The 21,245-nt window shown below is 63.3% G+C and carries 24 protein-coding genes and 1 pseudogene; 21 read left to right on the plus strand and 4 right to left on the minus strand.

What is annotated here, in order from left to right; translation table 11 throughout:
- Nucleotides 1-19 precede the first annotated feature (19 nt).
- A pseudogene (locus HKK54_RS08265) lies at nucleotides 20-235 on the minus strand (transcriptional regulator); the annotation flags it as partial.
- Between the two features lie 84 nt (nucleotides 236-319).
- Here HKK54_RS08265 and trxC point away from each other — a divergent pair.
- A complete protein-coding gene (gene trxC / locus HKK54_RS08270; protein ID WP_003209402.1) occupies nucleotides 320-754 on the plus strand; it encodes a thioredoxin TrxC in 435 nt (144 codons plus the stop codon).
- Here trxC and HKK54_RS33550 read toward each other — a convergent pair.
- Nucleotides 742-978: a DUF6124 family protein gene (locus HKK54_RS33550; RefSeq protein ID WP_237151076.1), complete on the minus strand. Its 237-nt coding sequence runs from the start codon at nucleotides 976-978 to the stop codon at nucleotides 742-744. The genes trxC and HKK54_RS33550 overlap by 13 nt on opposite strands.
- Before the next feature lie 303 nt (nucleotides 979-1,281).
- On the minus strand, nucleotides 1,282-2,052 hold the full coding sequence (locus HKK54_RS08275; RefSeq protein WP_003209397.1) for a ParA family protein: 771 nt from the start codon (nucleotides 2,050-2,052) through the stop codon (nucleotides 1,282-1,284).
- Nucleotides 2,053-2,398: 346 nt separating this feature from the next.
- On the opposite strand from HKK54_RS08275, the gene HKK54_RS08280 reads away from it, so the two are divergent.
- From HKK54_RS08280 to HKK54_RS08370, 19 genes are all read left to right on the plus strand, one after another.
- On the plus strand, nucleotides 2,399-3,121 hold the full coding sequence (locus tag HKK54_RS08280; RefSeq protein ID WP_010169243.1) for a beta-ketoacyl synthase chain length factor: 723 nt from the start codon (nucleotides 2,399-2,401) through the stop codon (nucleotides 3,119-3,121).
- Nucleotides 3,097-3,909 carry a lysophospholipid acyltransferase family protein gene (locus HKK54_RS08285; protein WP_169386543.1) on the plus strand — a complete coding sequence of 271 codons (813 nt, stop codon included), beginning with the start codon at nucleotides 3,097-3,099 and terminating at the stop codon, nucleotides 3,907-3,909. The genes HKK54_RS08280 and HKK54_RS08285 overlap by 25 nt, the downstream gene beginning before the upstream one ends.
- Entirely contained in the window at nucleotides 3,887-4,156 is a 270-nt protein-coding gene (locus HKK54_RS08290; RefSeq protein ID WP_008439197.1) for a phosphopantetheine-binding protein, read from the plus strand. The genes HKK54_RS08285 and HKK54_RS08290 overlap by 23 nt, the downstream gene beginning before the upstream one ends.
- 9 nt (nucleotides 4,157-4,165) lie before the next feature.
- Nucleotides 4,166-4,420 carry an acyl carrier protein gene (locus tag HKK54_RS08295; RefSeq protein ID WP_003209389.1) on the plus strand — a complete coding sequence of 85 codons (255 nt, stop codon included), beginning with the start codon at nucleotides 4,166-4,168 and terminating at the stop codon, nucleotides 4,418-4,420.
- Nucleotides 4,417-4,962 (plus strand): membrane protein, encoded by a 546-nt coding sequence (locus HKK54_RS08300; RefSeq protein ID WP_010169241.1) that lies wholly within the window; start codon nucleotides 4,417-4,419, stop codon nucleotides 4,960-4,962. The genes HKK54_RS08295 and HKK54_RS08300 overlap by 4 nt, the downstream gene beginning before the upstream one ends.
- The gene (locus tag HKK54_RS08305; RefSeq protein ID WP_169386544.1) at nucleotides 4,959-6,629 is read left to right on the plus strand and encodes an acyl-CoA synthetase family protein; all 1,671 of its coding nucleotides are present in this window, start codon (nucleotides 4,959-4,961) and stop codon (nucleotides 6,627-6,629) included. The genes HKK54_RS08300 and HKK54_RS08305 overlap by 4 nt, the downstream gene beginning before the upstream one ends.
- 206 nt (nucleotides 6,630-6,835) lie before the next feature.
- Entirely contained in the window at nucleotides 6,836-7,570 is a 735-nt protein-coding gene (locus HKK54_RS08310; RefSeq protein WP_169386545.1) for a glycosyltransferase family 2 protein, read from the plus strand.
- Nucleotides 7,567-8,502, plus strand: coding sequence for an LpxL/LpxP family acyltransferase (locus HKK54_RS08315; RefSeq protein WP_169386546.1), 936 nt, complete (start codon nucleotides 7,567-7,569; stop codon nucleotides 8,500-8,502). Before HKK54_RS08310 ends, HKK54_RS08315 begins: the two co-directional genes overlap by 4 nt.
- Nucleotides 8,486-10,027, plus strand: a complete 1,542-nt coding sequence (locus HKK54_RS08320; RefSeq protein WP_169386547.1) for an HAL/PAL/TAL family ammonia-lyase — start codon at nucleotides 8,486-8,488, stop codon at nucleotides 10,025-10,027. The genes HKK54_RS08315 and HKK54_RS08320 overlap by 17 nt, the downstream gene beginning before the upstream one ends.
- A complete protein-coding gene (locus HKK54_RS08325) occupies nucleotides 10,020-10,445 on the plus strand; it encodes an acyl-CoA thioesterase (RefSeq protein ID WP_010169234.1) in 426 nt (141 codons plus the stop codon). The genes HKK54_RS08320 and HKK54_RS08325 overlap by 8 nt, the downstream gene beginning before the upstream one ends.
- Entirely contained in the window at nucleotides 10,442-11,032 is a 591-nt protein-coding gene (locus tag HKK54_RS08330) for an outer membrane lipoprotein carrier protein LolA (protein ID WP_169386548.1), read from the plus strand. Before HKK54_RS08325 ends, HKK54_RS08330 begins: the two co-directional genes overlap by 4 nt.
- On the plus strand, nucleotides 11,022-13,340 hold the full coding sequence (locus HKK54_RS08335; protein WP_169386549.1) for an MMPL family transporter: 2,319 nt from the start codon (nucleotides 11,022-11,024) through the stop codon (nucleotides 13,338-13,340). The genes HKK54_RS08330 and HKK54_RS08335 overlap by 11 nt, the downstream gene beginning before the upstream one ends.
- Nucleotides 13,337-14,071 carry a class I SAM-dependent methyltransferase gene (locus HKK54_RS08340; RefSeq protein ID WP_169386550.1) on the plus strand — a complete coding sequence of 245 codons (735 nt, stop codon included), beginning with the start codon at nucleotides 13,337-13,339 and terminating at the stop codon, nucleotides 14,069-14,071. The genes HKK54_RS08335 and HKK54_RS08340 overlap by 4 nt, the downstream gene beginning before the upstream one ends.
- On the plus strand, nucleotides 14,068-14,550 hold the full coding sequence (locus HKK54_RS08345; protein ID WP_169386551.1) for a hypothetical protein: 483 nt from the start codon (nucleotides 14,068-14,070) through the stop codon (nucleotides 14,548-14,550). The genes HKK54_RS08340 and HKK54_RS08345 overlap by 4 nt, the downstream gene beginning before the upstream one ends.
- Entirely contained in the window at nucleotides 14,547-15,713 is a 1,167-nt protein-coding gene (locus tag HKK54_RS08350) for a beta-ketoacyl-[acyl-carrier-protein] synthase family protein (protein WP_010169225.1), read from the plus strand. Before HKK54_RS08345 ends, HKK54_RS08350 begins: the two co-directional genes overlap by 4 nt.
- Nucleotides 15,710-16,171: a hotdog family protein gene (locus tag HKK54_RS08355; protein ID WP_169386552.1), complete on the plus strand. Its 462-nt coding sequence runs from the start codon at nucleotides 15,710-15,712 to the stop codon at nucleotides 16,169-16,171. The genes HKK54_RS08350 and HKK54_RS08355 overlap by 4 nt, the downstream gene beginning before the upstream one ends.
- Complete coding sequence (gene fabG / locus HKK54_RS08360; RefSeq protein WP_169386553.1) at nucleotides 16,168-16,896, plus strand: 3-oxoacyl-ACP reductase FabG; 729 nt, start codon at nucleotides 16,168-16,170, stop codon at nucleotides 16,894-16,896. The genes HKK54_RS08355 and fabG overlap by 4 nt, the downstream gene beginning before the upstream one ends.
- Nucleotides 16,896-18,122, plus strand: a complete 1,227-nt coding sequence (locus tag HKK54_RS08365; RefSeq protein ID WP_010169219.1) for a beta-ketoacyl-ACP synthase — start codon at nucleotides 16,896-16,898, stop codon at nucleotides 18,120-18,122. The genes fabG and HKK54_RS08365 overlap by 1 nt, the downstream gene beginning before the upstream one ends.
- Before the next feature lie 26 nt (nucleotides 18,123-18,148).
- Nucleotides 18,149-18,598 carry a hypothetical protein gene (locus tag HKK54_RS08370; RefSeq protein ID WP_010169217.1) on the plus strand — a complete coding sequence of 150 codons (450 nt, stop codon included), beginning with the start codon at nucleotides 18,149-18,151 and terminating at the stop codon, nucleotides 18,596-18,598.
- A gap of 342 nt (nucleotides 18,599-18,940) precedes the next feature.
- Here HKK54_RS08370 and HKK54_RS08375 read toward each other — a convergent pair whose 3' ends face one another.
- Nucleotides 18,941-19,831: a LysR family transcriptional regulator gene (locus HKK54_RS08375; protein ID WP_010169215.1), complete on the minus strand. Its 891-nt coding sequence runs from the start codon at nucleotides 19,829-19,831 to the stop codon at nucleotides 18,941-18,943.
- 181 nt (nucleotides 19,832-20,012) lie between these two features.
- Between HKK54_RS08375 and HKK54_RS08380 the strand changes: the two genes are divergently transcribed.
- On the plus strand, nucleotides 20,013-21,230 hold the full coding sequence (locus tag HKK54_RS08380) for an MFS transporter (RefSeq protein WP_442962333.1): 1,218 nt from the start codon (nucleotides 20,013-20,015) through the stop codon (nucleotides 21,228-21,230).
- The last annotated feature ends 15 nt before the right edge of the window (nucleotides 21,231-21,245 follow it).

Genomic DNA, 21,245 nt, shown 5'->3' on the forward strand with positions numbered 1-21,245 from the left:
TCTATTGCACGATACTGCCGGGCCTTGGCCAGCGCCCAAGGTCATAGGCTTCAATCCACTCAGCAATGATGTTGAGCAGGCTCATTAACGGATGAGCCTCGTCTTCTCCAACAACATCGAGCAATTCATCGAGTGCCAGAACCAAAGCGTCGTAGTCGACCTCGGTTTGGGGTTTACGCAAGAGTGGTGAGACGTATGGCCAATGCTCAATCGCTTGTCTGACAACTTCGCTCATATTTAATCCTCTTTCAGTTATTGCTTGATAAACCACGCCGCCGGCTCCAAATAGAACCCATTGGCCACTTTCACGGAGCCCACCATGTCCGACTCTCTCGTCATCCCCTGCCCCCACTGCAACGGTCTTAACCGCATCCCCAATGAACGCCTGGGCGATGCGCCGAAGTGCGGGCGCTGCAAGCAACCGGTGCTGCTGAGCAAACCCTTTGAGCTGAAACAGGGCGATTACGCCAGCCAGATCAAGGGCGACCTGCCGTTGCTGGTGGATGTGTGGGCCGAATGGTGTGGGCCGTGCAAGTCGTTTGCACCGGTGTTTGAACAGGCTGCCGGGCAGTTGGCCGGGAAATGCCGGTTGGCCAAGCTCGACAGCGAGGCCAATCAGCAGTTATCCGCTCAGTTGGGGATTCGCTCGATTCCCAGCCTGATCCTGTTCAAGAATGGCCGGGAAGTGGCGCGTCAGAGCGGGGCGTTTCCGTTGCCGCAGCTGATGAGCTGGCTGCGCAGTCAGGGCGTTTGAGGTAACGGGACACCCCGGTCCATCACTTGCCTCATCAGCAATACGCCCAATTCGCTCAGTTGATGAATGGCCAACGCGACATCGCGCTGCTTGCCGGTGAGGTCGTCGGAAAGGTCGAGCAAGAGGGTGGTGACTGAGGAGAAGGTTTCGTAGGTGTTGAGGATCAGGGTTTCGGTGGTTTGGCCGGGCGTAACTGTGAAAAGGCTGGGGGTAGTTCTAAGGATAATCGACGCTCCTGGATTGAACGACGCCTCTCACAGGCTACTAAACCCGATCACCGAGAATTCAGCGACCGGGCAACCTTAGAGACGCCCATCCAGACGCACAAGCCGGCGGATTCTGGCGTAACTGTAGGCAACGGCGCAAGACGACGATTTCTCTGTAGGAACAGAGACCAATGTGGGAGCTGGCTTGCCTGCGATAGCATCACCTCGGTGTAACTGACAAACCGAGTTGACTGCATCGCGGGCAAGCCCGGCTCCCACACAAGCAGGCTCCCACATGGGTGATATGTATTGCCTGCTAAATCACGCGTTTTCCAGCAGGTTATGCAACTCCACAAACTGCTGCGTCAGCTTGTGCCGTGGGTCCAGATGGATCAGCGGCATGTTGGCCTGGTGCGATTCACGCATGCGCACCGAGCTGGTCAGGTACACCGGCAGCACCGGCAACCCTTCGGCTATCAGTTCATCCAGCATCTGCTGCGGCAGGCTCGCCCGGGCCTGGAACTGGTTGACCACGATGCCTTCCACTTCCAGCCCTTCGTTGTGGTCTTCCTTCAATTCTTCAATTTCTGCCAGCAGGCCATACAACGCCTGGCGGGAGAAGCTGTCGCAATCGAACGGGATCAGCACACGATCAGCGGCAATCAGCGCTGAAACCGCATAAAAATTCAACGCCGGCGGCGTATCCAGGTAAATCCGGTCGTAGTCCTCGCTCAACTCATCCAGCAGCTTTCGCAGCTTGTTGATCTTGTGCTTGGCCTCAAGCTTGGGCTGCAAGTCCGCCAGTTCCGCCGTGGCGGTGATGACGTGCAGGTTGTCGAACGGGGTTTCGTAGATATCCACCTGGTTTTTCTTCGAAAACGGCCCGGAAGACAGGGTTTGCTTGAAGAAATCGGCGATGCCCATGGGGATGTCATCGCCGGTCAGCCCGGTGAGGTACTGGGTTGAGTTGGCCTGGGCATCGAGGTCCACCAACAGGGTTCGATAGCCTTCGCTGGCGCTGACCGCCGCCAGGTTGCAGGCAATGCTGGACTTGCCAACACCGCCTTTTTGGTTGAACACCACGCGCCGCATGGAAAAACCTCCGTGTATCAATGAATGACCGAGTGTAGAGGGCAAAAGCGCCGGTTAGCTACCTTGTTCATCCATGTACTACAGCATCACAGGCTCAATCCCGCACATCTCTAGTACATCGAAGCCATTAAAAAGGAAATGCCTGACAAGCCAGCGCCGAGCCGCTGATCGACAATCTGTAATTCTTTACAACCAATTTGTAATCAGTCGTGAACAATTCTTTACCAAAGTTTGCTAGAACCCCACGGCACCGGGATAATGCGCCCCACTCGGCCATTGCTCCCTGTCCCCGAATCCGGGGCCAAAGGCCGCACAAGGAAGCCCGCAGGGGCGGGATAACTTCTCAGTGATCAATTTCAACATTGCCCAATGGCGCGCCTGGGCCCCCGGGCTCGAAAGCGCGGACGACTGGCGTGCCTGGTGCCGGCAGCCGACGTTGCTTGCCAGCAGCGACGCGGCCCCCGATGTGTCGTTCCTGCCGGCCATGCAGCGCCGGCGCCTGAGCCGCCTGGCGCGCATGGCCTTCAGTGTGGGCTGGCCACTGGCCGAAGGCCCGCAACCGCTGCCCTTGGTGTTTGTTTCCCGTCACGGCGAAACCCCGCGCACCCTCGATATTCTCAGCGACCTGGCCAACGACGAGCCCCTGTCGCCGACCCAGTTCAGCCTGTCGGTGCACAACGCGGTGATTGGCCTGTGGTCGATCCTGCGCAATGAAACCAGCGAAATGACCGCCCTCGCCGCCGCCGGTGATGGCCTGGAGCACGGCGTGCTCGAAGCCGCCGCCCTGCTCAATGAAGGCGCACCGGCTGTGTTGCTGATCATTACCGAGGAGCAGCCGCCCGAAACCTACGCCCGCTGGATCGACGACGTGCCCTTCCCCTATGCCCTCGGCCTGTTACTGACGCCGGGCGACGAGTGGCAACTGGAACTGAATACGGCCGCTGTCCAACCCACCACCAAAGCCCAGTGGCCCCACGCCCTGAACCTGCTGCGCACCCTGCTGAACGAACAGGGCGCCTGCCAACATGCCTGGAAGAACCGAGTATGGAACTGGCAACGCAAGCCCTGACCGAAAAGCCTCGGCAGGCCTACTACTGGCGCCTGTTCGCCACCGCTGCCGCCTTCACCCTGTTTGGCATCGGCGGCCTGTGCCTTCGCGTGCTGGTGTTTCCGCTGCTCAGTTGCCTGCCGGGAGACGCCAAACGGCATCAGCGGCGCGCCCGCCACACCATCAGCTGCCTGTTCTGGCTGTTTATCCGCATGATGACGCGCCTGGGCATTCTGACCTACAGCGTCGAAGGCGCCGAAAAGCTCGGCCGTCCCGGCCAGATGATCATCGCCAACCACCCGTCGCTGGTGGACGTGGTGTTCCTGATCGCCCTGATGCGCCAGACCAACTGCGTGGTCAAGCAGAGCCTCTGGCAAAACCCGTTCACCCGCGGGCCGGTGCGCGACGCCGGCTACATCAGCAACGACGGCAGCGCCGACATGCTCAACGCTGCCGCCGACGCCCTGCGGGACGGCCAGACCCTGATCATTTTCCCCGAGGGCACCCGCACTTCGCCGGGCCAGGCACCGACCTTTCATCGCGGCGCCGCCGCCATTGCCTTGCGAGGTGCGAGCATCATTACGCCGGTGGTGATCAAGGTCAGCCCCACCACCCTGACCAAGGCAGAACCCTGGTATCGCATCCCCAATCGCCGTTTTCACTTCAGTTTGCGCGTGGGTGCCGATATAGAACCACAGGCGTTTGCCGCACAAGGGCCCGCGCCCCAGGCTTCACGCAAGCTTAACGATTACCTGCACCAGTATTTTATTAAGGAGCTCGCCGAAGATGAGCGACCAACACCGCCTTGAGCACGACATAAAAACGCTGATCATCGAGGCCCTGGGCCTGGAAGATATCAGCGAGAGCGACATCGGCAACGAGCAAACCCTGTTCGGCGAAGGCCTTGGCCTGGATTCAGTCGACGCCCTGGAATTGGGCCTGGCGATTCAGAAAAAGTACGGCATCAAGATCGATGCCGACGCCAAGGACACCCGCAATCACTTCACCAACGTGGCCAGCCTCGCGGCGTTCGTCACGGCCCGACAGGCAGCTTGAGACCGTACCATGCAAACTCGTGACGATATTTTCAACACCTTGCGCGACGCCCTGGTGGAACTGTTTGAACTGGAACCTGAACGCGTCACCCTCGACGCCAACCTGTACCAGGACCTGGAAATCGACAGCATTGATGCGGTGGACCTGATCGACCACATCAAGCGCCAGACCGGCAAGAAAATCGCCGCCGAAGAGTTCAAGGCCGTGCGCACCGTGAACGACGTGGTTGAGGCGGTCTACCGTCTGGTTCAACCGGCCGCATGAGCCGGCTGATCGGCCTTGGCCTGTTGCTGGCGGGGCTGCTGTACCCTTTTGCGGTGTATTACGGCACGGAGCATTTTGCCCCGTGGCAGTTTGGCCTGCTGTTGGGCAGCCTGTGGCTGTTGCGTGCCCTGACCGGCGCCAGGCGCCCGGGCAGCCGCTGGATGGCGGCGGCGATCATCGTCTTTTGCCTGCTGCTTGCCTGGTTCGACAACCCGCAGATGCTGCGTTGGTACCCGAGCCTGGTCAGTGCGTTCATGCTGGCGCTGTTCGGCCTGAGCCTGAAATACGGGCCGCCGATGGTCGAGCGCCTGGCACGCATGACCGAGCCGCAACTGCCCGAGAAAGCGGTGGTGTATACCCGCCAGGTCACCGTGGTGTGGAGTGCGTTTTTTCTGTGTAACGGCCTGCTCGCCGCCGCCCTCACCCTGTGGGCGCCGCTGAGCTGGTGGACGTTGTACAACGGCATGATCGCCTACGGGTTGATGGGGCTGTTGTTTGCCGTGGAATGGCTGGTACGACAAAGGGTTCGAGGCCGCGTATGAATTGGTTGAATCTTGAGCACTTGTTGCTTGAGCCTGTAGGTCAGCGTTGGGTCACCACCGAACCTGCCCTGGATCACCCACAGTTATGGGAGAAATCCCTGAGCCTGGCCGCCGGGTTGCAAGCCCGGGGCATCCAGCGCCTGGCGGTGCACCTGGAAGATGCCGGCTTGCTGGCGATCGCCCTGCTGGGTGCATGGCGGGCCGGGGTGAACGTGTTGTTGCCCGCCGACCTGCAACCTCAAACGCGCCAACGCTGGGACGACGCCGTCGACGCCTGGCTGACCGAGGCCAGCGAGCTGGAAGCGCTCTATCAAGCGCCATTGAGCGCCGCGGCCCTGGACCTGGACGCCTGCTGCCTGAGCCTGTGCACCTCCGGTTCCAGTGGCGGGCCCAAGCGCATCGACAAAACCCTGCGCCAGATGGCCAATGAGGTCCGGGCGCTGGAAACCCTGTGGGGCGCCGACCTCGGTGAGGCCTGCATCATCGGCAGCGTCGCCACCCAGCATATCTATGGTTTGCTGTTCCGGGTGCTGTGGCCGCTGTGTGCCGGGCGTACGTTTGTGCGTCAGCAGCTGGCGTTCCCCGAAGATTTACAGCGCGCCAGCCGCGCACACCCGCAGTTCGCCTGGGTCGCCAGCCCGGCATTGCTCAAGCGCATGGGCGACAACCTCGACTGGCCGGCCCTAACACCGGTCAAGCGGGTGTTCTCCTCCGGCGGCGCGTTACCCCTTGAAGCCGCCAGCAGCCTGCATCAACGCTTGCAGCAGTGGCCGACGGAAATCCTCGGCAGCTCGGAAACCGGCGGCATCGCCTGGCGCCAGGGCGCGCACCCGTGGCAGCCGTTTGCCGACGTGCACCTGACCCAGGACGCCGACGGTGCCTTGCGCATTGCCTCGCCGTACCTGCCCGCCGGGCATATCGAGCACACCGCCGACGCCGCAAATATCCATGCCGACGGTCGCTTCGAATTGCTGGGCCGCCTGGACCGCATCGTCAAGCTGGAAGAGAAACGCATCTCCCTGCCGATGCTCGAACAAGCGCTGGCCGACCATGCCTGGGTCGCCGAAACCCGCCTTGGCGTGGTGCAGGAGAACCGCGCGTCCCTCGGTGCCCTCGTGGTGCTCAGTGCTGAAGGCTTGCATGCCCTGCGCAATCAGGGCCGGCGCACCGTCACCCAAACCCTGCGCCAGCACCTGAGCCAACACTGCGAAGCCCTGGCCCTGCCCCGCCGCTGGCGCCTGTTGCGCCAGTTGCCGTTGAACAGCCAAGGCAAGTTGCCCCAGGCTGACGTCGAAGCCCTGCTGCTGGCGCCCCGCCCTAAAGCGCCGGAAGTGCTGGAGCACGTCGAAGCCAACGGCGAGTGGACCCTGCAACTGGCGATCCCGCCGGACCTCGCCTACTTCAGTGGCCACTTCCCGCAAACCCCGGTGCTGCCGGGTGTGGTGCAGGTGGATTGGGCCCTGAACCTGGGCCAGCAACTGCTCAACCTGCCGGGGCAATTCGCCGGAATGGAAGTGCTCAAGTTCCAGCAACTGGTGCGCCCGGACGACCGGATCGAACTGCACCTGCGGTTCGATCAGGAGCGCAGCAAGCTGTACTTCGCCTACCGCAATGAGACGGCGGCCTGCTCCAGTGGGCGTATTCTTTTGGAGCTGGCGAGTGAATAACCCTCTGTGGCGCTGCCGTTCCCTGCGGCGAGGGGGCTTATCCCCCGTTGGGCTGCGAAGCAGCCCCAAAACCGGTGGAGGCGTTCTGCCTGACACACTGCGGGTACCTTATGGGGGCTGCTTCGCAGCCCAACGGGGGATAAGCCCCCTCGCCACAACAAGCCCCCTCGCCACAGGTTATCCGTCGAGCCAAAAAAGAGGCCCGCATGCATAACCCCTGCGCCCTGATCCCGGTCTACAACCACGAGGCCGCCGTGCCCGCCGTGGTCAGCACCGTGCTGGACAGCGGCCTGCCGTGCCTGCTGGTAGACGACGGCAGCAGCGCCGCCTGCGCCGCCGTGCTGGCGCAACTGGCAAGCCTCGACAACGTCTTCCTGTTGACCCTGCCCACCAACCAGGGCAAGGGCGCCGCCGTGATGGCCGGCTTTCGCGAAGCCGCGCGCCTGGGCTTCTCCCATGCCCTGCAAGTGGACGCCGATGGCCAACACGACCTGCGGGAAGTCGGCACCTTCCTCGACGCCTCGCGCACCCACCCGAACGCGGTGATCTGCGGCTACCCGGAATACGACGACAGCGTGCCCAAGGGCCGCCTTTACGCGCGCTACCTGACCCACGTGTGGGTGTGGATCAACACGTTGTCGCTGCAAATCCGCGACTCAATGTGCGGCTTTCGCGTGTATCCCTTGCCACCGGTATTGGCGTTGATGGACTCGGCCAACATCGGCAAGCGCATGGATTTCGACTCCGACATCCTGGTGCGCCTGGCATGGCGCAATCAGCCGATGCGCTGGCTGCCGACCAAGGTGCACTACCCCGCCGACGGTCTGTCGCACTTTCGCCTGTTCCACGACAACGCCCTGATTTCCTCGATGCACACCCGGCTGTTCTTCGGCATGTTGGTACGCGCCCCGATGATCCTCTGGCACCGGTGGAAAGCATGACCCAGGACACTAAACACTGGGCCGACCGCGAAGAACGCGGCAGTTTCTGGCTGATGAAATTCACCGCCTTCGCCGCCAAAGTCCTCGGGCGCCGGCTGTTGAGCCCGCTGCTGTACGGCATCGTTTTCTACTTCTTCCTGTTCGGCCGCACCGCGCGCCAAAGCGCCTGGCAGTACCAGCAGCGCCTGGCCGACTGGAGCCAGCGCGACGACCTGCGCCCCACCCACACACGGGTCTTCGGACAGTTCATGGCCTTCGCCGATGCGTTGCTGGACAAGCTCGACGTGTGGAACGGCAAGCTGCGCCTGGACCAGATCGAAATCATCGACTCGGCCCAACTGCGCGGCCAACTGCGCAGCGAACGCGGCCAGATGCTGGTGGGCGCGCACCTGGGCAATCTTGAAGTGTGCCGCGCCCTCGCCGAACTGGGCGAAAAGGTCACTATGAACGTGCTGGTGCACACCAAGCACGCCGAACGCTTCAACCGGATCCTGGGCGAAGCCGGGGCGACCCATTTGCGCCTGATCCAGGTCAGCGAACTCGACCCTGCGGTAATGATGATGCTCAGCCAGCGCCTGGACGACGGCGAGTGGCTGGCGATTGCGGGCGACCGCGTGCCGCTGCATGGCGGGCGCACGGTGCGGGTGGATTTCCTCGGCCATGACGCCGCCTTTCCCCAGGGCCCGTGGCTGCTGGCCGGCCTGCTGAAATGCCCGGTCAACCTGCTGATGTGCTTGAAGCATCAAGGCCGTTATCGCCTGATCATCGAGCCGTTCGCCCGCCTGATCGAATGGAAACGCAGCGACCGCCAGCAGGTGATCGCCCAATGGACCGCCCGCTACGCCGAGCGCCTGGGCCAGTTCTGCCTGGAAGCGCCTCAACAATGGTTCAACTTTTACCCTTTCTGGAAGACCGATGACGACGCATCTTGAGCCGGTAACCTTCGGCGAACTCCCCCTGCGCATCGAAGACGTGCTGGCCCTGGCCAACCGTCAGGCGCCGACTCAACTGCAAGCCGATGCCGCGTATCGCCAGCGTATCGCCAAGGGCGCGCAGTTCCTCGATTCGTTGCTGGACAAGGAAGGCGTGATCTACGGCGTGACCACCGGCTACGGCGATTCGTGCGTGGTGGCGGTGCCGTTGCAGCACGTCGAAGCGCTGCCCCGCCACCTTTACACCTTCCACGGCTGCGGCCTGGGCAAGTTGCTGGACGCGCAAGCCACACGCGCCGTGCTGGCCGCGCGGTTGCAGTCGCTGTGCCACGGCGTGTCCGGGGTACGCGTGGAGTTGCTGGAGCGCCTGCACGCGTTCCTTGAATTCGACGTGCTGCCGCTGATTCCGGAAGAAGGCTCGGTGGGCGCCAGCGGTGATTTGACGCCGCTGTCCTACGTGGCTGCGACCTTGTCCGGCGAGCGCGAGGTGATGTTCCGTGGCGAACGTCGCCAGGCCGCCGACGTGCACCGCGAGCTGGGCTGGGACCCGCTGGTGCTGCGCCCGAAAGAAGCCCTGGCCTTGATGAACGGCACCGCGGTGATGACCGGCCTCGCCTGCCTGGCTTTCGCCCGCGCCGACTACCTGCTGCAACTGGCCACGCGCATCACCGCGCTGAACGTGGTGGCGCTGCAAGGCAACCCGGAGCATTTCGACGAGCGCCTGTTTGCCGCCAAGCCGCACCCGGGGCAGATGCAAGTTGCCGCCTGGCTGCGTAAGGACCTGGCGATTGATGCCCCGACCGCGCCGCTGCATCGCCTGCAAGATCGCTATTCGCTGCGCTGCGCGCCCCACGTGTTGGGCGTGTTGGCTGACAGCCTGAACTGGCTGCGCTCGTTCATCGAGATCGAACTCAACAGCGCCAACGACAACCCGATCATCGACGCAGAAGAAGAACGCGTGCTGCACGGCGGCCACTTCTACGGCGGCCACATTGCCTTCGCCATGGACAGCCTCAAGACCCTGGTGGCCAACGTCGCCGACCTGCTGGACCGCCAGCTCGCCCTGCTGGTGGACGTGCGTTACAACCACGGCCTGCCGAGCAATCTGTCGGGCGCGCCAGCCGAGCGGGCGATGATCAACCACGGCTTCAAGGCCGTGCAGATCGGCACCAGCGCCTGGACCGCCGAGGCGCTGAAAAACACCATGCCGGCCAGCGTGTTCTCGCGCTCCACCGAATGCCACAACCAGGACAAGGTGAGCATGGGCACCATCGCCGCCCGCGATGCGATTCGCGTGCTGGAGCTGACCGAACAAGTCGCCGCCGCCACCTTGCTGGCCGCCAACCAGGGCGTTTGGCTGCGGGCCCAGGCTGAGGACGCGCGCCCGCTGCCACCGGCGCTGGCCGCCATGCACGAAGAATTGGCCAAGGACTTCCCGCCGGTCATCGAAGACCGCGCCCTGGAAGGCGAACTGCGCCTGTGCCTGAAACGCATCGCCGAGCAACACTGGAGGCTGCATGCGTAGCCAGGGCGTGTTGCACTGCGACACTGAAATCCTCGTGCCGTTTTTCGACATCGACACTATGAACGTGGTGTGGCACGGGCACTACGTGAAGTACCTGGAAGTCGCCCGTTGCGCCTTGCTGGACAAGCTCGGCCACAACTACACCACGATGCTGGAGTCGGGCTACGCCTGGCCGGTGATCGATATGCAGCTGCGCTATGTGCGCGGCGCGACCTTCGGCCAGACCATCACTGTGCGTGCCAGCCTGGTGGAGTGGGAGAACCGCTTGAAGGTCAATTACCTGATCAGCGACAAGGCCACCGGCGAGCGCCTGACCCGCGCCAGCACCGTGCAAGTGGCGGTAGAGATTGCCAGCCGCGAGATGCAACTGGCGTCGCCGAAGGTGTTTGTCGAAGCGGTCGAGAGGGCGTTGGCATGAAAGCGTTAATCGTCCTGGCGGGCTTGCTGCTGAGCCTCAGCGCCCATGCCTTCGACCTGCAACAGCTCAGCGACCAGTTGGCAAAGCCGTCGGTGATCCACGGCAACTTCGTCCAGGAGAAACACCTGCGCGCCCTGCCGCAGCCACTGACCAGCAAGGGCACCTTTGTGCTGGCCAAGGACCACGGCCTGTTGTGGCTGCTGAAAACCCCGCTGCAACAGGACTACCGCATCAGCGCCAGCGGCATCGCCCGGCGTGATGCCAATGGCTGGCAACTGCTGCCGAACAAGAGCGCCGGTGCCGAGCAGAACCGTTTGTTCCTCGCGGTGTTGCAGGGCGACAGCAGCGGCTTGCAACGTGACTTCGAGCTGCAACTGCAAGGCGACGCCCAGCAGTGGAAACTCACGCTGATCCCACGCTCGCTCCTGCTCAAGCAGGTGTTCACCCGGATCAATATCGACGGCGGCGAGCTGGTGCAAAAAATCGAGCTGCTGGAAACCCAAGGCGACAGCACCGTACTGCGCATGCAGGACAGCACCAGCCGCCAACCCTTGAGCGACGCGGAGCAACACGACTTTGCCGAGTGAACGCTGGTTGCCGCGCCTGTTCCTGATCCTGCTGGTGGCCGTGTTGGCCCTGGCGGGCTGGCAATGGCGCCATGGCGCGCCGCTGTCGGCGAACCTGATGGAACTGGTGCCCGGCACCGCGCCGGACGCCTTGGAGCTGCGCGCCGAACAACGCATGCAGGAACCGCTGAACCGCGAAATGCTGGTGCTGGTGGGGCATGCCGACCGGCAAAAAGCCGTGGCCCTGGCCCAGCAATTGGGCGAGCGCTGGCAAGCCAGCGGCCTGTTTGAAAAGGTCCAGTGGAACCTGCAAGCCGACCTCCCGGCCCTGCGTCAGCAGTTGCTGCAAGGCCGGTTGGCAATGCTCTCGGCCAAAGACCGCGAGCAGTTGATCGACGAGCCCCAGGCGTTTATTCAGCAGCGCGTTCAGGCGCTGTTCGACCCGTTCACCGGTTTCAGCCTCGTGCCAAGCCAGGACGATTGGCTGGGCCTCACCGGGCGCATCCAGAACAGCCAGCCGCAGCACGGGTCGGTGCAACTGGATATTGGCAGCGGCGCGTTGATCGCCGATGCCGACGGCAAAAGCTGGGTGCTGCTGCGGGCGCGCACCACCGGCAATGCCTTCGACATGAAACTGCCGCTGCAAGTGGCCGAATTACTCAAGGCCAGCCGCGGGCAGGCCGACCAGCAAGGCGCGCAATTGCTCGCTGCCAGCGGCCTGCTGTATGCGGCCAACGGTCAGCAGCAGGCGACACGGGAAATCACCTGGGTGGGCGGCGGCGCGACAGTCGGGATTCTGTTGCTGTTGCTGCTGGCTTTCCGGCGCTGGCGGGTGTTGCTGGCGTTTGTGCCGGTGCTGGTGGGCATGTTGTTTGGCGCGGTGGCGTGTGTGGCGCTGTTCGGGCATATGCATGTGATCACGCTGGTGCTGGGCTCAAGCCTGATCGGCGTGGCGGTGGATTACCCGCTGCATTACCTGTCCAAGAGCTGGAGCATGAGCCCGTGGCGCAGCTGGCCGGCGTTGCGCCTGACCTTGCCGGGCCTGAGCCTGAGCCTGGCCACCAGTTGCATCGGTTACCTGGCCCTGGCCTGGACACCGTTCCCGGCACTGACGCAAATCGCGGTGTTCTCGGCAGCGGGCCTGGTGGGCGCTTACCTGTCGGCCGTGTGCCTGCTGCCAGCCCTGCTCAAGGGCGTCGACCTGCGCCCGGCCCAATGGCCGCTGCGCATTGCCGAGTTCCTGCTGAGCGTGCGCGAGTCGCTGCTCAAGCGCCTGCCTAGTCCGGTGTTGCTGGTACTGGTGCTGGTGTTTTGCGCCGGCGGCCTGTGGCACCTGAACAGCAAAAACGATATCCGCCAATGGATCGGCGCCCCGCCGCAGCTGCTGCAGGAAGCCCAGGCCGTTGCGCGCATTACGGGGTTCCAACCCACCAGCCAGTTTTTCCTGGTGCGGGCAGACAATCAGCCGCAGCTGCTGGAGCGCCAGGCTGCACTGAGCCAGCGTCTGGATCAGTTGGTGAACATGGACAAGCTCCAGGGTTACCTGGCACTCAACCAGTTGGTCAGCGCACCGGCCGAGCAACAGCAACTGCGTGACGCCCTGAACACGTTGCCGCAGTACTGGCAGCCATTGCTCGACCTTGGCGTGCCTGCCAGCGCGTTGCAAGCCGAGCTGGCCCAGTTGCAAGCCCTGCCCACCGAAGACATCGACGCCGCCTTGGTTGGCCCGTTGGCCGAGCCGTGGCGCACGCTGTGGCTGGGCAATGTCGACGGCGGCGTGGCCGCAATGGTGAGCCTCCAGGGCTTGAACAACCCGGCGTTGCTGCGGGTGCAGGCCCTGGACCTGCCCGGCGTGCAGTTGGTGGACCGCCTGGGCGACTTGAACCAGGTGTTTGCCGCCACGCAGATCAGCGCGGCCGAATTGAAGTTGATGTCGTGCGTGTTGATCGTTCTGTTGCTGATCCTGCCGTTCGGCTTCGGCGGTGCCCTGCGTATCGTCGCCCTGCCGCTGCTGGCGGCGCTGTGCAGCCTGGCCAGTCTCGGTTGGCTGGGGCAGCCACTGACGTTGTTCAGCCTGTTCGGCCTGCTGCTGGTGACCGCCATCAGCGTCGACTACGCGATCCTGATGCGTGAACAAATTGGCGGCGCCGCCGTGAGCCTGTTGGGCACACTGTTGGCCGCCGTGACTACTTGGCTATCGTTCGGCCTGCTGGCCATTTCCAGCACACCGGCGGTGAGTAATTTTGGGCTGTCGGTGAGCCTGGGGCTGGCGTTCAGCTTCATGCTGGCGCCGTGGGCCGCCCCGTCCGGGACAAGGAAGAAAAGATGAGCAGCCAGTATTTAAGTAAGAACTACGTTGAGGAAACCAAATTCGGCTTCTGGTTCCTGCGCAGTCACACCTGGCAGCACCATGTGCTGCGTGTGGCAATCAATGACCTGCGCAGCCTGTTCAGCGACCCGCTGCCGGTTGCCCCGGTGCTGCTGGACGCCGGCTGCGGCCAGGGCAAATCGTTCCAGTACCTGCAGCAGGTGTTCGCCCCCGAACGGCTGATCGGCCTGGACGCAGACCCGCACAGCCTGGACCTGAGCCGCGCTGAAGCCGCGCGCCAGGGCTTGTCCATCGAGTTGATCGGCAGCGATTGCGCGACCCTCGATGTGCCCGACGCCAGTGTCGATGTGCTGTTCTGTCACCAGACGTTCCATCACCTGGTGGAGCAACATCGCGCCCTGAAAGAGTTCTACCGGGTGCTCAAGCCGGGCGGCTATTTGCTGTTCGCCGAGTCCACCGAAGCCTACATCGACACCTGGGTGATTCGCTGGCTGTTCCGTCACCCGATGCATGTGCAAAAAAGCGCAGAAGAGTACCTTGAGATGATCCGCGAGCAGGGCTTTGAGTTCGGCCCGCAGAACGTCTCATACCCGTACCTGTGGTGGAGCCGCGCCACCGATTTCGGCCTGCTTGAGCGCTGGGGCCTGCGCCAGCCGCCGCCGGCCGGCCAGCGCGAAGAAACCCTGGTCAACGTGGTCGCCCGCAAACCTTTAGCGAGCCCTGAAACATGATCCGAATGCTGTTGATCGGCTGCCTGTTGCTGCTCAGTGCGTGCGCCAGCCAGCCACCGCTGCCGTCGAAAAGCCCGGTGCTGAGCCTGCCGCTGCAACTGCACGTGCAGCGTGAACAGGACGGCCAGCGCCAGGACTGGTTGCTGGTGATGCAGCGCGAAGGCGGCGGGATCCGCTGGTCGATGATGGACCCGCTGGGCATTCCCCAGGCCCGTCAGAAGTTGATCAACGGCGCCTGGCAGGCTGACGGTTTGTTGCCACCCAATCCACAGGCGCGGGAGCTGTTCGCCGCGCTGTTGTTCGCCCTGACCTCGGCGGATGAAGTCTCCGCGTTGTACCCCGGCACCCAGGAAATGGACCTGACGCGCACCCTGCCGTCCCACTGGAAGATCACCTATCACTCCTCCCTGGTGTTTCGCGTGGACGTGATCGGGCAACACCTGGCCTACCGCGTCTCGCCGCTTGAGGCCGCCCGATGACCGCCTACCTCAATGCCCTTGGCATGATTTGCGCCCTGGGCCGTGACAAGCGCGAAGTCAGCCGCAGCCTGTTTGCCGGCGACTGCTCCGGCATGCGCGCCGAAAGCGGCTGGGTGCCGGAGCGTGTGTTGCCGGTGGCCGGCGTACACGGTGAGCTGGCGGCAATCCCACCCGGGCTGGAGTCCCATCGCAGCCGCAATAACCAGCTGTTGCTGGAAGCGGCGTTGCAGATTGATGGCGAGATCCGCCATGCGATCCAGACGTTCGGCGCATCGCGTATCGGCATCGTGCTCGGCACCAGCACCTCGGGCATCGATGAGGCCAGCCGCGGTATCGCCCACTACCTGCGGGAGAAGCAGTTCCCCGGCGACTACGACTACCAGCAACAGGAGCTCGGCGCCCCGGCCAATTTCCTCGCCGAGTGGCTGCAACTGAGCGGCCCGGCCTATGTGATTTCCACTGCCTGCACCTCCAGCGCCCGGGCGCTGATGAGTGCCCAGCGCCTGTTGGATCTGGGCGTGTGCGATGCGGTGATCTGCGGTGGCGTCGACACGCTGTGCAAGCTGACCCTCAATGGTTTCTCGTCGCTGGAAGCGGTGTCGGCACAGCGCTGCAACCCGTTCTCGGCGAACCGTAACGGGATCAATATCGGCGAAGCGGCGGTGCTGTTCCTGATGAGCAAGACCCCGGCGCCGGTCGCGCTATTGGGCAGTGGCGCCAGTTGCGACGCCCACCATATTTCTGCCCCCGAGCCCACCGGCAAGGGCGCGCTGCAGGCGATGCGCAAAGCCCTGGCCAGCGCAAAACTGGCGCCCGGGCAGATCGGCTACCTGAACCTGCACGGCACCGCCACGCAGCATAACGACGCCATGGAAGCGCTGGCGGTCGCGGCCCTGTTCCCGGACGGCGTGGCCTGTTCGTCGACCAAGCCCATGAGCGGCCACACCCTGGGCGCCGCCGGCGCGCTGGAAGCGGCATTCTGCTGGCTGAGCCTGGCGCAAGGGGTGGTGCCGCCGCATGTCTGGGATGGCCAGGCAGACCCCGAGCTGCCCGTACTGAAGTGGGCGTCGCCCGGCGACACCCTGGAAAAACGCTGCCTGATGAGCAACTCGTTTGCCTTCGGCGGCAACAACGTCAGCCTGATTATCGGAGACGCCCCATGATCAATTGGCCGCTCGCCGAACTGCTGCCCCACGCCGGTGACATGATCCTGATCGATCAGGTCCTGAGCTTTGATGAAGAACAGATCCGCACCCGCCTGACGGTCAAGCCCGGCGGTCTTTTCAACCGTGCCGACGGCAGCCTGCCCGCGTGGGTCGGCGTTGAGTTGATGGCGCAAAGCGTCGCCGCCTACGCCGGTTGCCGTGCGCGCCAGAAAGGCGAGGCCGTGGAATTGGGCTTCCTGCTGGGCACGCGCAAATTCGAGTGCAACGTCGAGCACTTTCCCGCCGGCACCGAGCTGACCATCCACGGCCTGCGCTCCCTGGAAGACGACAACGGCATGGGTGTGTTCGAATGCCACCTCACCGGTGACGGTATCCAGGCGAGTGCACGCTTGAACGTATTTCGACCGCCCCAGGCGGCCAACTATTTAGATGAATCGAAGGACACCACGCCATGACTGAATCCGTATTGGTGACCGGCTCCAGCCGTGGCATCGGCCGCGCTATCGCTTTGCGCCTGGCCCAGGCCGGGCACGACATCGTGCTGCATTGCCGCAACGGGCGTGCCGAGGCGGATGCAGTGCAGGTCGACATCGAAGCCCTGGGTCGCAAGGCCCGGGTGTTGCAATTCGATGTGGCGGATCGCGCCAGTTGCAAAGAGATCCTTGAAGCCGACGTGGAAGCCCATGGCGCTTATTACGGCGTGGTCCTCAACGCCGGGCTGACCCGCGACGGCGCGTTCCCGGCGCTGTCGGAAGACGACTGGGACGTGGTGATGCGCACCAACCTCGACGGGTTCTACAACGTGCTGCACCCGGTAATGATGCCGATGATTCGTCGTCGCGCGGCGGGCCGCATCGTGTGCATCACCTCGGTGTCCGGTCTCATCGGCAACCGTGGACAGGTCAACTACAGCGCGTCCAAGGCCGGCTTGATCGGCGCCGCCAAGGCCCTGGCCATCGAGCTGGGCAAGCGCAAGATCACCGTCAACTGCGTGGCCCCCGGGCTGATCGACACGGCGATGCTGGATGAAAATGTGCCGGTGGAAGAGCTGATGAAAATGATCCCGGCCCAACGCATGGGCACTCCGGAAGAAGTCGCCGGGGCGGTGAATTTCCTGATGTCGGCGGAAGCCGGCTACATCACCCGCCAGGTACTGGCCGTGAATGGAGGCCTGTGCTGATGAAACGCGTGGTGGTCACCGGCATGGCCGGCATTACGTCCCTGGGCAGCGATTGGGCAACCATCGCCGCCAACTTCCGCGCCAACCGCAGTGGTATTCGGCGCATGGACGAGTGGGATCGCTTCACCGAGCTGAACACGCGATTGGCCGGGCCGATCGATGATTTCGTGGTGCCCGCCCACTGGACCCGCAAGCAACTGCGCAGCATGGGCCGGGTTTCCCGCCTGGCGGTATGGGCGGCGGAACAGGCACTGAAAGACGCGGGTTTGCTGGGCGACGAGTCGATCAAGGACGGACGCATGGGCGTGGCCTGCGGCTCGTCCACCGGCAGCACCGACGAGATCAAGGCCTTCGGCAACATGCTGCTGAACTCGGTGGCCGAGGGGCTGAACGCCAACTCCTATGTGCGGATGATGCCCCACACCACGGCGGCGAATATCAGCATCTTTTTTGGTCTCACCGGCCGGCTTATCCCGACGTCCAGTGCGTGCACCAGTGGCAGCCAGGGCATCGGCTACGCCTATGAAGCCATCAAGTTTGGCCGCTTGCCACTGATGCTGGCGGGTGGTGCGGAAGAGCTGTGTCCTACCGAAGCCATGGTCTTCGATGCCTTGTACGCCACCAGCCTGAAAAACGATGCACCGCAAACCAGCCCGCGCCCCTACGACAGTGGGCGCGACGGCCTGGTGATCGGCGAAGGCGGCGGCATCCTGGTGCTCGAAGAGCTGGAACACGCACTGGCCCGTGGTGCGCATATCCACGCCGAAATCGTCGGCTTCGGCAGCAACGCCGACGGCCAGCACACCACGCGTCCGGAACAGGCCACCATGCGCCGTGCCATGGAACTGGCCCTGGAAGACGCCGGGCTGCAGCCCGACGCCATCGGCTACGTGAACGGCCATGGCACCGCCACCGACCAGGGCGACATCGCCGAAACCCTGGCCACCAGCAGCCTGTTCGGCAGCCGCATGCCCATCAGTTCGCAGAAGAGTTTCCTCGGGCATACCCTGGGCGCGTGCGGCGCGCTGGAGTCCTGGTTCAGCATCGAGATGATGAACCGCGACCAGTACGTGCACACCTTCAACCTCGACGACATCGACCCGCGCTGCGGCGAACTGGACTACCTGCAAGGTGAGTTCCGCGAGCTGCACAGCGACTACGTGATGAACAACAATTTTGCCTTTGGCGGCGTCAACACCTCGCTGATTTTCCGCCGCTGGGCGTAAGTTTTTTTACTGACTGGAGAAATGGAATGTCTTCCCTGCTACGCGCAACACTCCTTGCTTTGGCCCTGCTCACCACCGCTGGCTGCACCAACAAACCGGTGCTCAACACCCAGCACGACTTGCCGGCGAACCCGCAGATCAACGAAGAAAAAATGAAGCAGACCATCGTGGCTGCCCTGAACAAGCGCGAATGGGTGGTGCAGCGCCTGAGCCCGCAACTGGTCCAGGCCGAGATCAACGTGCGCAACCAGTTCCACGCTGAAATCGACATCCGCTACACCGCGACCAGCTACGCCATCACCTACCGCGACAGCCGCGACCTGGGCTACAAGGACGGCAAGATTCATCGCAACTACAACCGCTGGGTGAGCATGCTGGACCGGGATATTCTGGCGGCTTTGCGCACCAACGGGGTGAGTGATACGGGGTCGGCGGCGCAGTTGTTCCAGCAGACTGGGACTTCGAAGCAGAACTGAAATACCAGAAACGACAAAGGGCGCCTTTCGGCGCCCTCTTCACAAACAGGTTGGCTTGTCATCGCCGGTTCCTGCCTGGCTCTGCGATGGCTGGTTGCCCAGGATCCTCAGAGTCTCACAAGCCCCTTTCGGGAACTCGGCCAGTATGCCTGAAAATCTGCACCCGGCAATCAGTGGCAAAGCGCCTTGCCTTGCGAAGATCAAAGGTGGGAGCTGTCGAGCTTTAGCGAGGCTGCGATGGCGTCGGCACTATCAACATTGATGTTGCCTGACCTACCGCTATCGCAGCCTCGCTAAAGCTCGACAGCTCCCACACTGGATTTACATCGTCCATGGCTTGACCTACTGCCCCCTCGCCACAAGCAGCTCAACAAACGCTTTCGCCATCGGCGTCTGCTGGCCCTTGCGCTGCACCAGCCACACCGCCGTCACCGCTTCCTGGTCCAGCAAGGTGCGGTAAACCACGCCATCAATGCGGATCCGCTGATACGACGCCGGCAGCACCGAGACCCCAAGCCCCGCCGCCACCAGACCAATGATCGTCATCGCCTCCCCGGCCTCCTGGGCGAAGTGCGGGCTGAACCCTGCATCACGCGCCAGGTTCAGCAACTGGGCATACAGGCCGCTGCCGTAAGTCCGCGGGAAAAATACAAACGGCTCTTCAGCCAATTGCGCCAGGTGCAAACCGCGCTCGCTGCCTTCCACCAACGGATGCCCGGCGTTCAGCACGGCCACCAAGGGTTCGCGCATCAGTTCCACGACGCTCAGGGAATCAGGCAACGGCAACGGCCGCATCAACCCCACCTGTATCGACTCATCCACCAGCGACTCGGCCACTTCCGTACTGCTCATCTCCTGCAGATTCAAATGCACCGCCGGGAACGCCTGGCGAAACGCGAAGATCGCCTGCGGGATGCTGGAGTTGAACGGCGCAGAAGACGTGAAGCCAATCTTCAGCTCCCCCAGTTCCCCCAACTGCGCCCGACGTGCCACGTCCGCGGCTTTATCCACCTGCGCCAGCACCAGACGCGCCTCTTGCAGGAACAACCGGCCCGCCTCGCTCAGCTCGACCCGACGATTGGTACGCTCAAACAACCGCGCACCAATCTCCTGCTCCAGCGCCTGGATCTGCTGGCTCAGGGGCGGCTGGGAGATCCCCAGCACCTGCGCGGCGCGGCCAAAATGCAGCTCTTCAGCCACGGCGATGAAGTAACGCAGGTGGCGCAATTCCATGAAAACCTCATTAGGTCGTAAAAGCTCTTAAACAGGTCGAACAATATATTGGAAAGAATCATTAGGGAGCTATATTCTTTTTTGCATTGCCAGCCCAGGCAGTCTTTCCTCCCCGAGGTCCCGCGTGAAATCTGCTGTCGCTCCGCTCGCTCAAGAAGTACCGCCCACCGCCCTCGATGACGTGGTGGCACAGCTCAACGAGCAGTTCATCGAAAAAGGCACCCCGATGTTCATGCGCACGGTGCTGGCGCTGTTTTCCGGCGGTTTCGCCACCTTCGCCCTGCTCTACTGCGTACAGCCGATGATGCCGGCGCTGTCCCACGAATTTTCCATCAATGCCGCGCAAAGCAGCCTGATTCTCTCGGTGGCCACCGGCATGCTCGCCATTGGCCTGCTGATCACCGGGCCGATTTCCGACACCCTGGGACGAAAGCCGGTGATGGTTGCCGCGCTGTTCTGCGCCGCGCTGTGCACCATCGCCAGCGGCCTGATGCCGAGCTGGGAAGGCATCCTGCTGATGCGCGCACTGGTGGGCCTGTCCCTCAGCGGCCTGGCAGCGGTGGCCATGACCTACCTGAGCGAAGAAATTCACCCGCAACACATCGGCCTGGCCATGGGCCTGTACATCGGCGGTAACGCCATTGGCGGCATGAGCGGGCGCTTGATCATCGGGGTCTTGATCGACTTCGTCAGCTGGCACACCGCGATGCTGATCATCGGCGCCCTGGCGCTGATCGCGGCCACGGTATTCTGGAAAATCCTCCCCGAATCGCGCAACTTCCGCGCCAGCACCCTGCACCCGCGCAGCCTGGTGGATGGCTTCACCCTGCACTTCAAGGACGCCGGCCTGCCGTGGCTGTTCCTCGAAGCCTTCGTGCTGATGGGCGCCTTTGTGACGATGTTCAACTACATCGGCTACCGCTTGCTGGCTGACCCATACGATTTGAGCCAGGCGGTGGTAGGCCTGCTGTCGCTGGTGTACCTTTCGGGTATCTACAGCTCGGCGAAAATCGGCTCCCTGGCCGACCGCCTCGGCCGCCGTCGCGTGCTGTGGGGGACGATCGTGCTGATGCTCGGCGGCATCGCCCTGACCCTGTTCACCCCGCTGTGGCTGGTGGTTCCGGGCATGCTGATCTTCACCTTCGGCTTCTTCGGCGCCCACTCGGTGGCCAGCAGCTGGATCGGCCGCCGCGCCTTGAAGGCCAAGGGCCAGGCGTCGTCGTTGTACCTGTTCAGTTATTACGTGGGGTCGAGCATTGCGGGCACGGCGGGCGGTTTCTTCTGGCACTACGCCGGCTGGAACGGGATAGGCGGGTTTATCGTCGCGCTGTTGATCGTCGCGCTGCTGGTGGCGTTGAAGCTGGCGAAGTTGCCGCCGTTGCAGGAAGCCAAGGCTTAGTTAAGCCGTGCCCCA

The sequence above is a fragment of the Pseudomonas sp. ADAK13 genome, from assembly GCF_012935715.1.
In the GTDB taxonomy this organism is placed as follows: Bacteria; Pseudomonadota; Gammaproteobacteria; order Pseudomonadales; family Pseudomonadaceae; genus Aquipseudomonas.

Bases quoted from the DNA above. Each gene is read 5' to 3' on its own strand.
- HKK54_RS08330 (WP_169386548.1), top strand. From the start codon at position 10,442: ATGAAAGCGTTAATCGTCCTGGCGGGCTTGCTGCTGAGCCTCAGCGCC.
- HKK54_RS08305 (WP_169386544.1), top strand. From the start codon at position 4,959: ATGAATTGGTTGAATCTTGAGCACTTGTTGCTTGAGCCTGTAGGTCAG.
- HKK54_RS08325 (WP_010169234.1), top strand. From the start codon at position 10,020: ATGCGTAGCCAGGGCGTGTTGCACTGCGACACTGAAATCCTCGTGCCG.
- HKK54_RS08355 (WP_169386552.1), top strand. From the start codon at position 15,710: ATGATCAATTGGCCGCTCGCCGAACTGCTGCCCCACGCCGGTGACATG.
- HKK54_RS08370 (WP_010169217.1), top strand. From the start codon at position 18,149: ATGTCTTCCCTGCTACGCGCAACACTCCTTGCTTTGGCCCTGCTCACC.
- HKK54_RS08300 (WP_010169241.1), top strand. From the start codon at position 4,417: ATGAGCCGGCTGATCGGCCTTGGCCTGTTGCTGGCGGGGCTGCTGTAC.
- HKK54_RS08285 (WP_169386543.1), top strand. From the start codon at position 3,097: ATGGAACTGGCAACGCAAGCCCTGACCGAAAAGCCTCGGCAGGCCTAC.
- HKK54_RS08340 (WP_169386550.1), top strand. From the start codon at position 13,337: ATGAGCAGCCAGTATTTAAGTAAGAACTACGTTGAGGAAACCAAATTC.
- HKK54_RS08350 (WP_010169225.1), top strand. From the start codon at position 14,547: ATGACCGCCTACCTCAATGCCCTTGGCATGATTTGCGCCCTGGGCCGT.
- fabG (WP_169386553.1), top strand. From the start codon at position 16,168: ATGACTGAATCCGTATTGGTGACCGGCTCCAGCCGTGGCATCGGCCGC.
- HKK54_RS08345 (WP_169386551.1), top strand. From the start codon at position 14,068: ATGATCCGAATGCTGTTGATCGGCTGCCTGTTGCTGCTCAGTGCGTGC.
- HKK54_RS08375 (WP_010169215.1), bottom strand. From the start codon at position 19,831: ATGGAATTGCGCCACCTGCGTTACTTCATCGCCGTGGCTGAAGAGCTG.
- trxC (WP_003209402.1), top strand. From the start codon at position 320: ATGTCCGACTCTCTCGTCATCCCCTGCCCCCACTGCAACGGTCTTAAC.
- HKK54_RS08365 (WP_010169219.1), top strand. From the start codon at position 16,896: ATGAAACGCGTGGTGGTCACCGGCATGGCCGGCATTACGTCCCTGGGC.
- HKK54_RS08290 (WP_008439197.1), top strand. From the start codon at position 3,887: ATGAGCGACCAACACCGCCTTGAGCACGACATAAAAACGCTGATCATC.
- HKK54_RS08295 (WP_003209389.1), top strand. From the start codon at position 4,166: ATGCAAACTCGTGACGATATTTTCAACACCTTGCGCGACGCCCTGGTG.
- HKK54_RS08315 (WP_169386546.1), top strand. From the start codon at position 7,567: ATGACCCAGGACACTAAACACTGGGCCGACCGCGAAGAACGCGGCAGT.
- HKK54_RS08320 (WP_169386547.1), top strand. From the start codon at position 8,486: ATGACGACGCATCTTGAGCCGGTAACCTTCGGCGAACTCCCCCTGCGC.
- HKK54_RS08310 (WP_169386545.1), top strand. From the start codon at position 6,836: ATGCATAACCCCTGCGCCCTGATCCCGGTCTACAACCACGAGGCCGCC.
- HKK54_RS08275 (WP_003209397.1), bottom strand. From the start codon at position 2,052: ATGCGGCGCGTGGTGTTCAACCAAAAAGGCGGTGTTGGCAAGTCCAGC.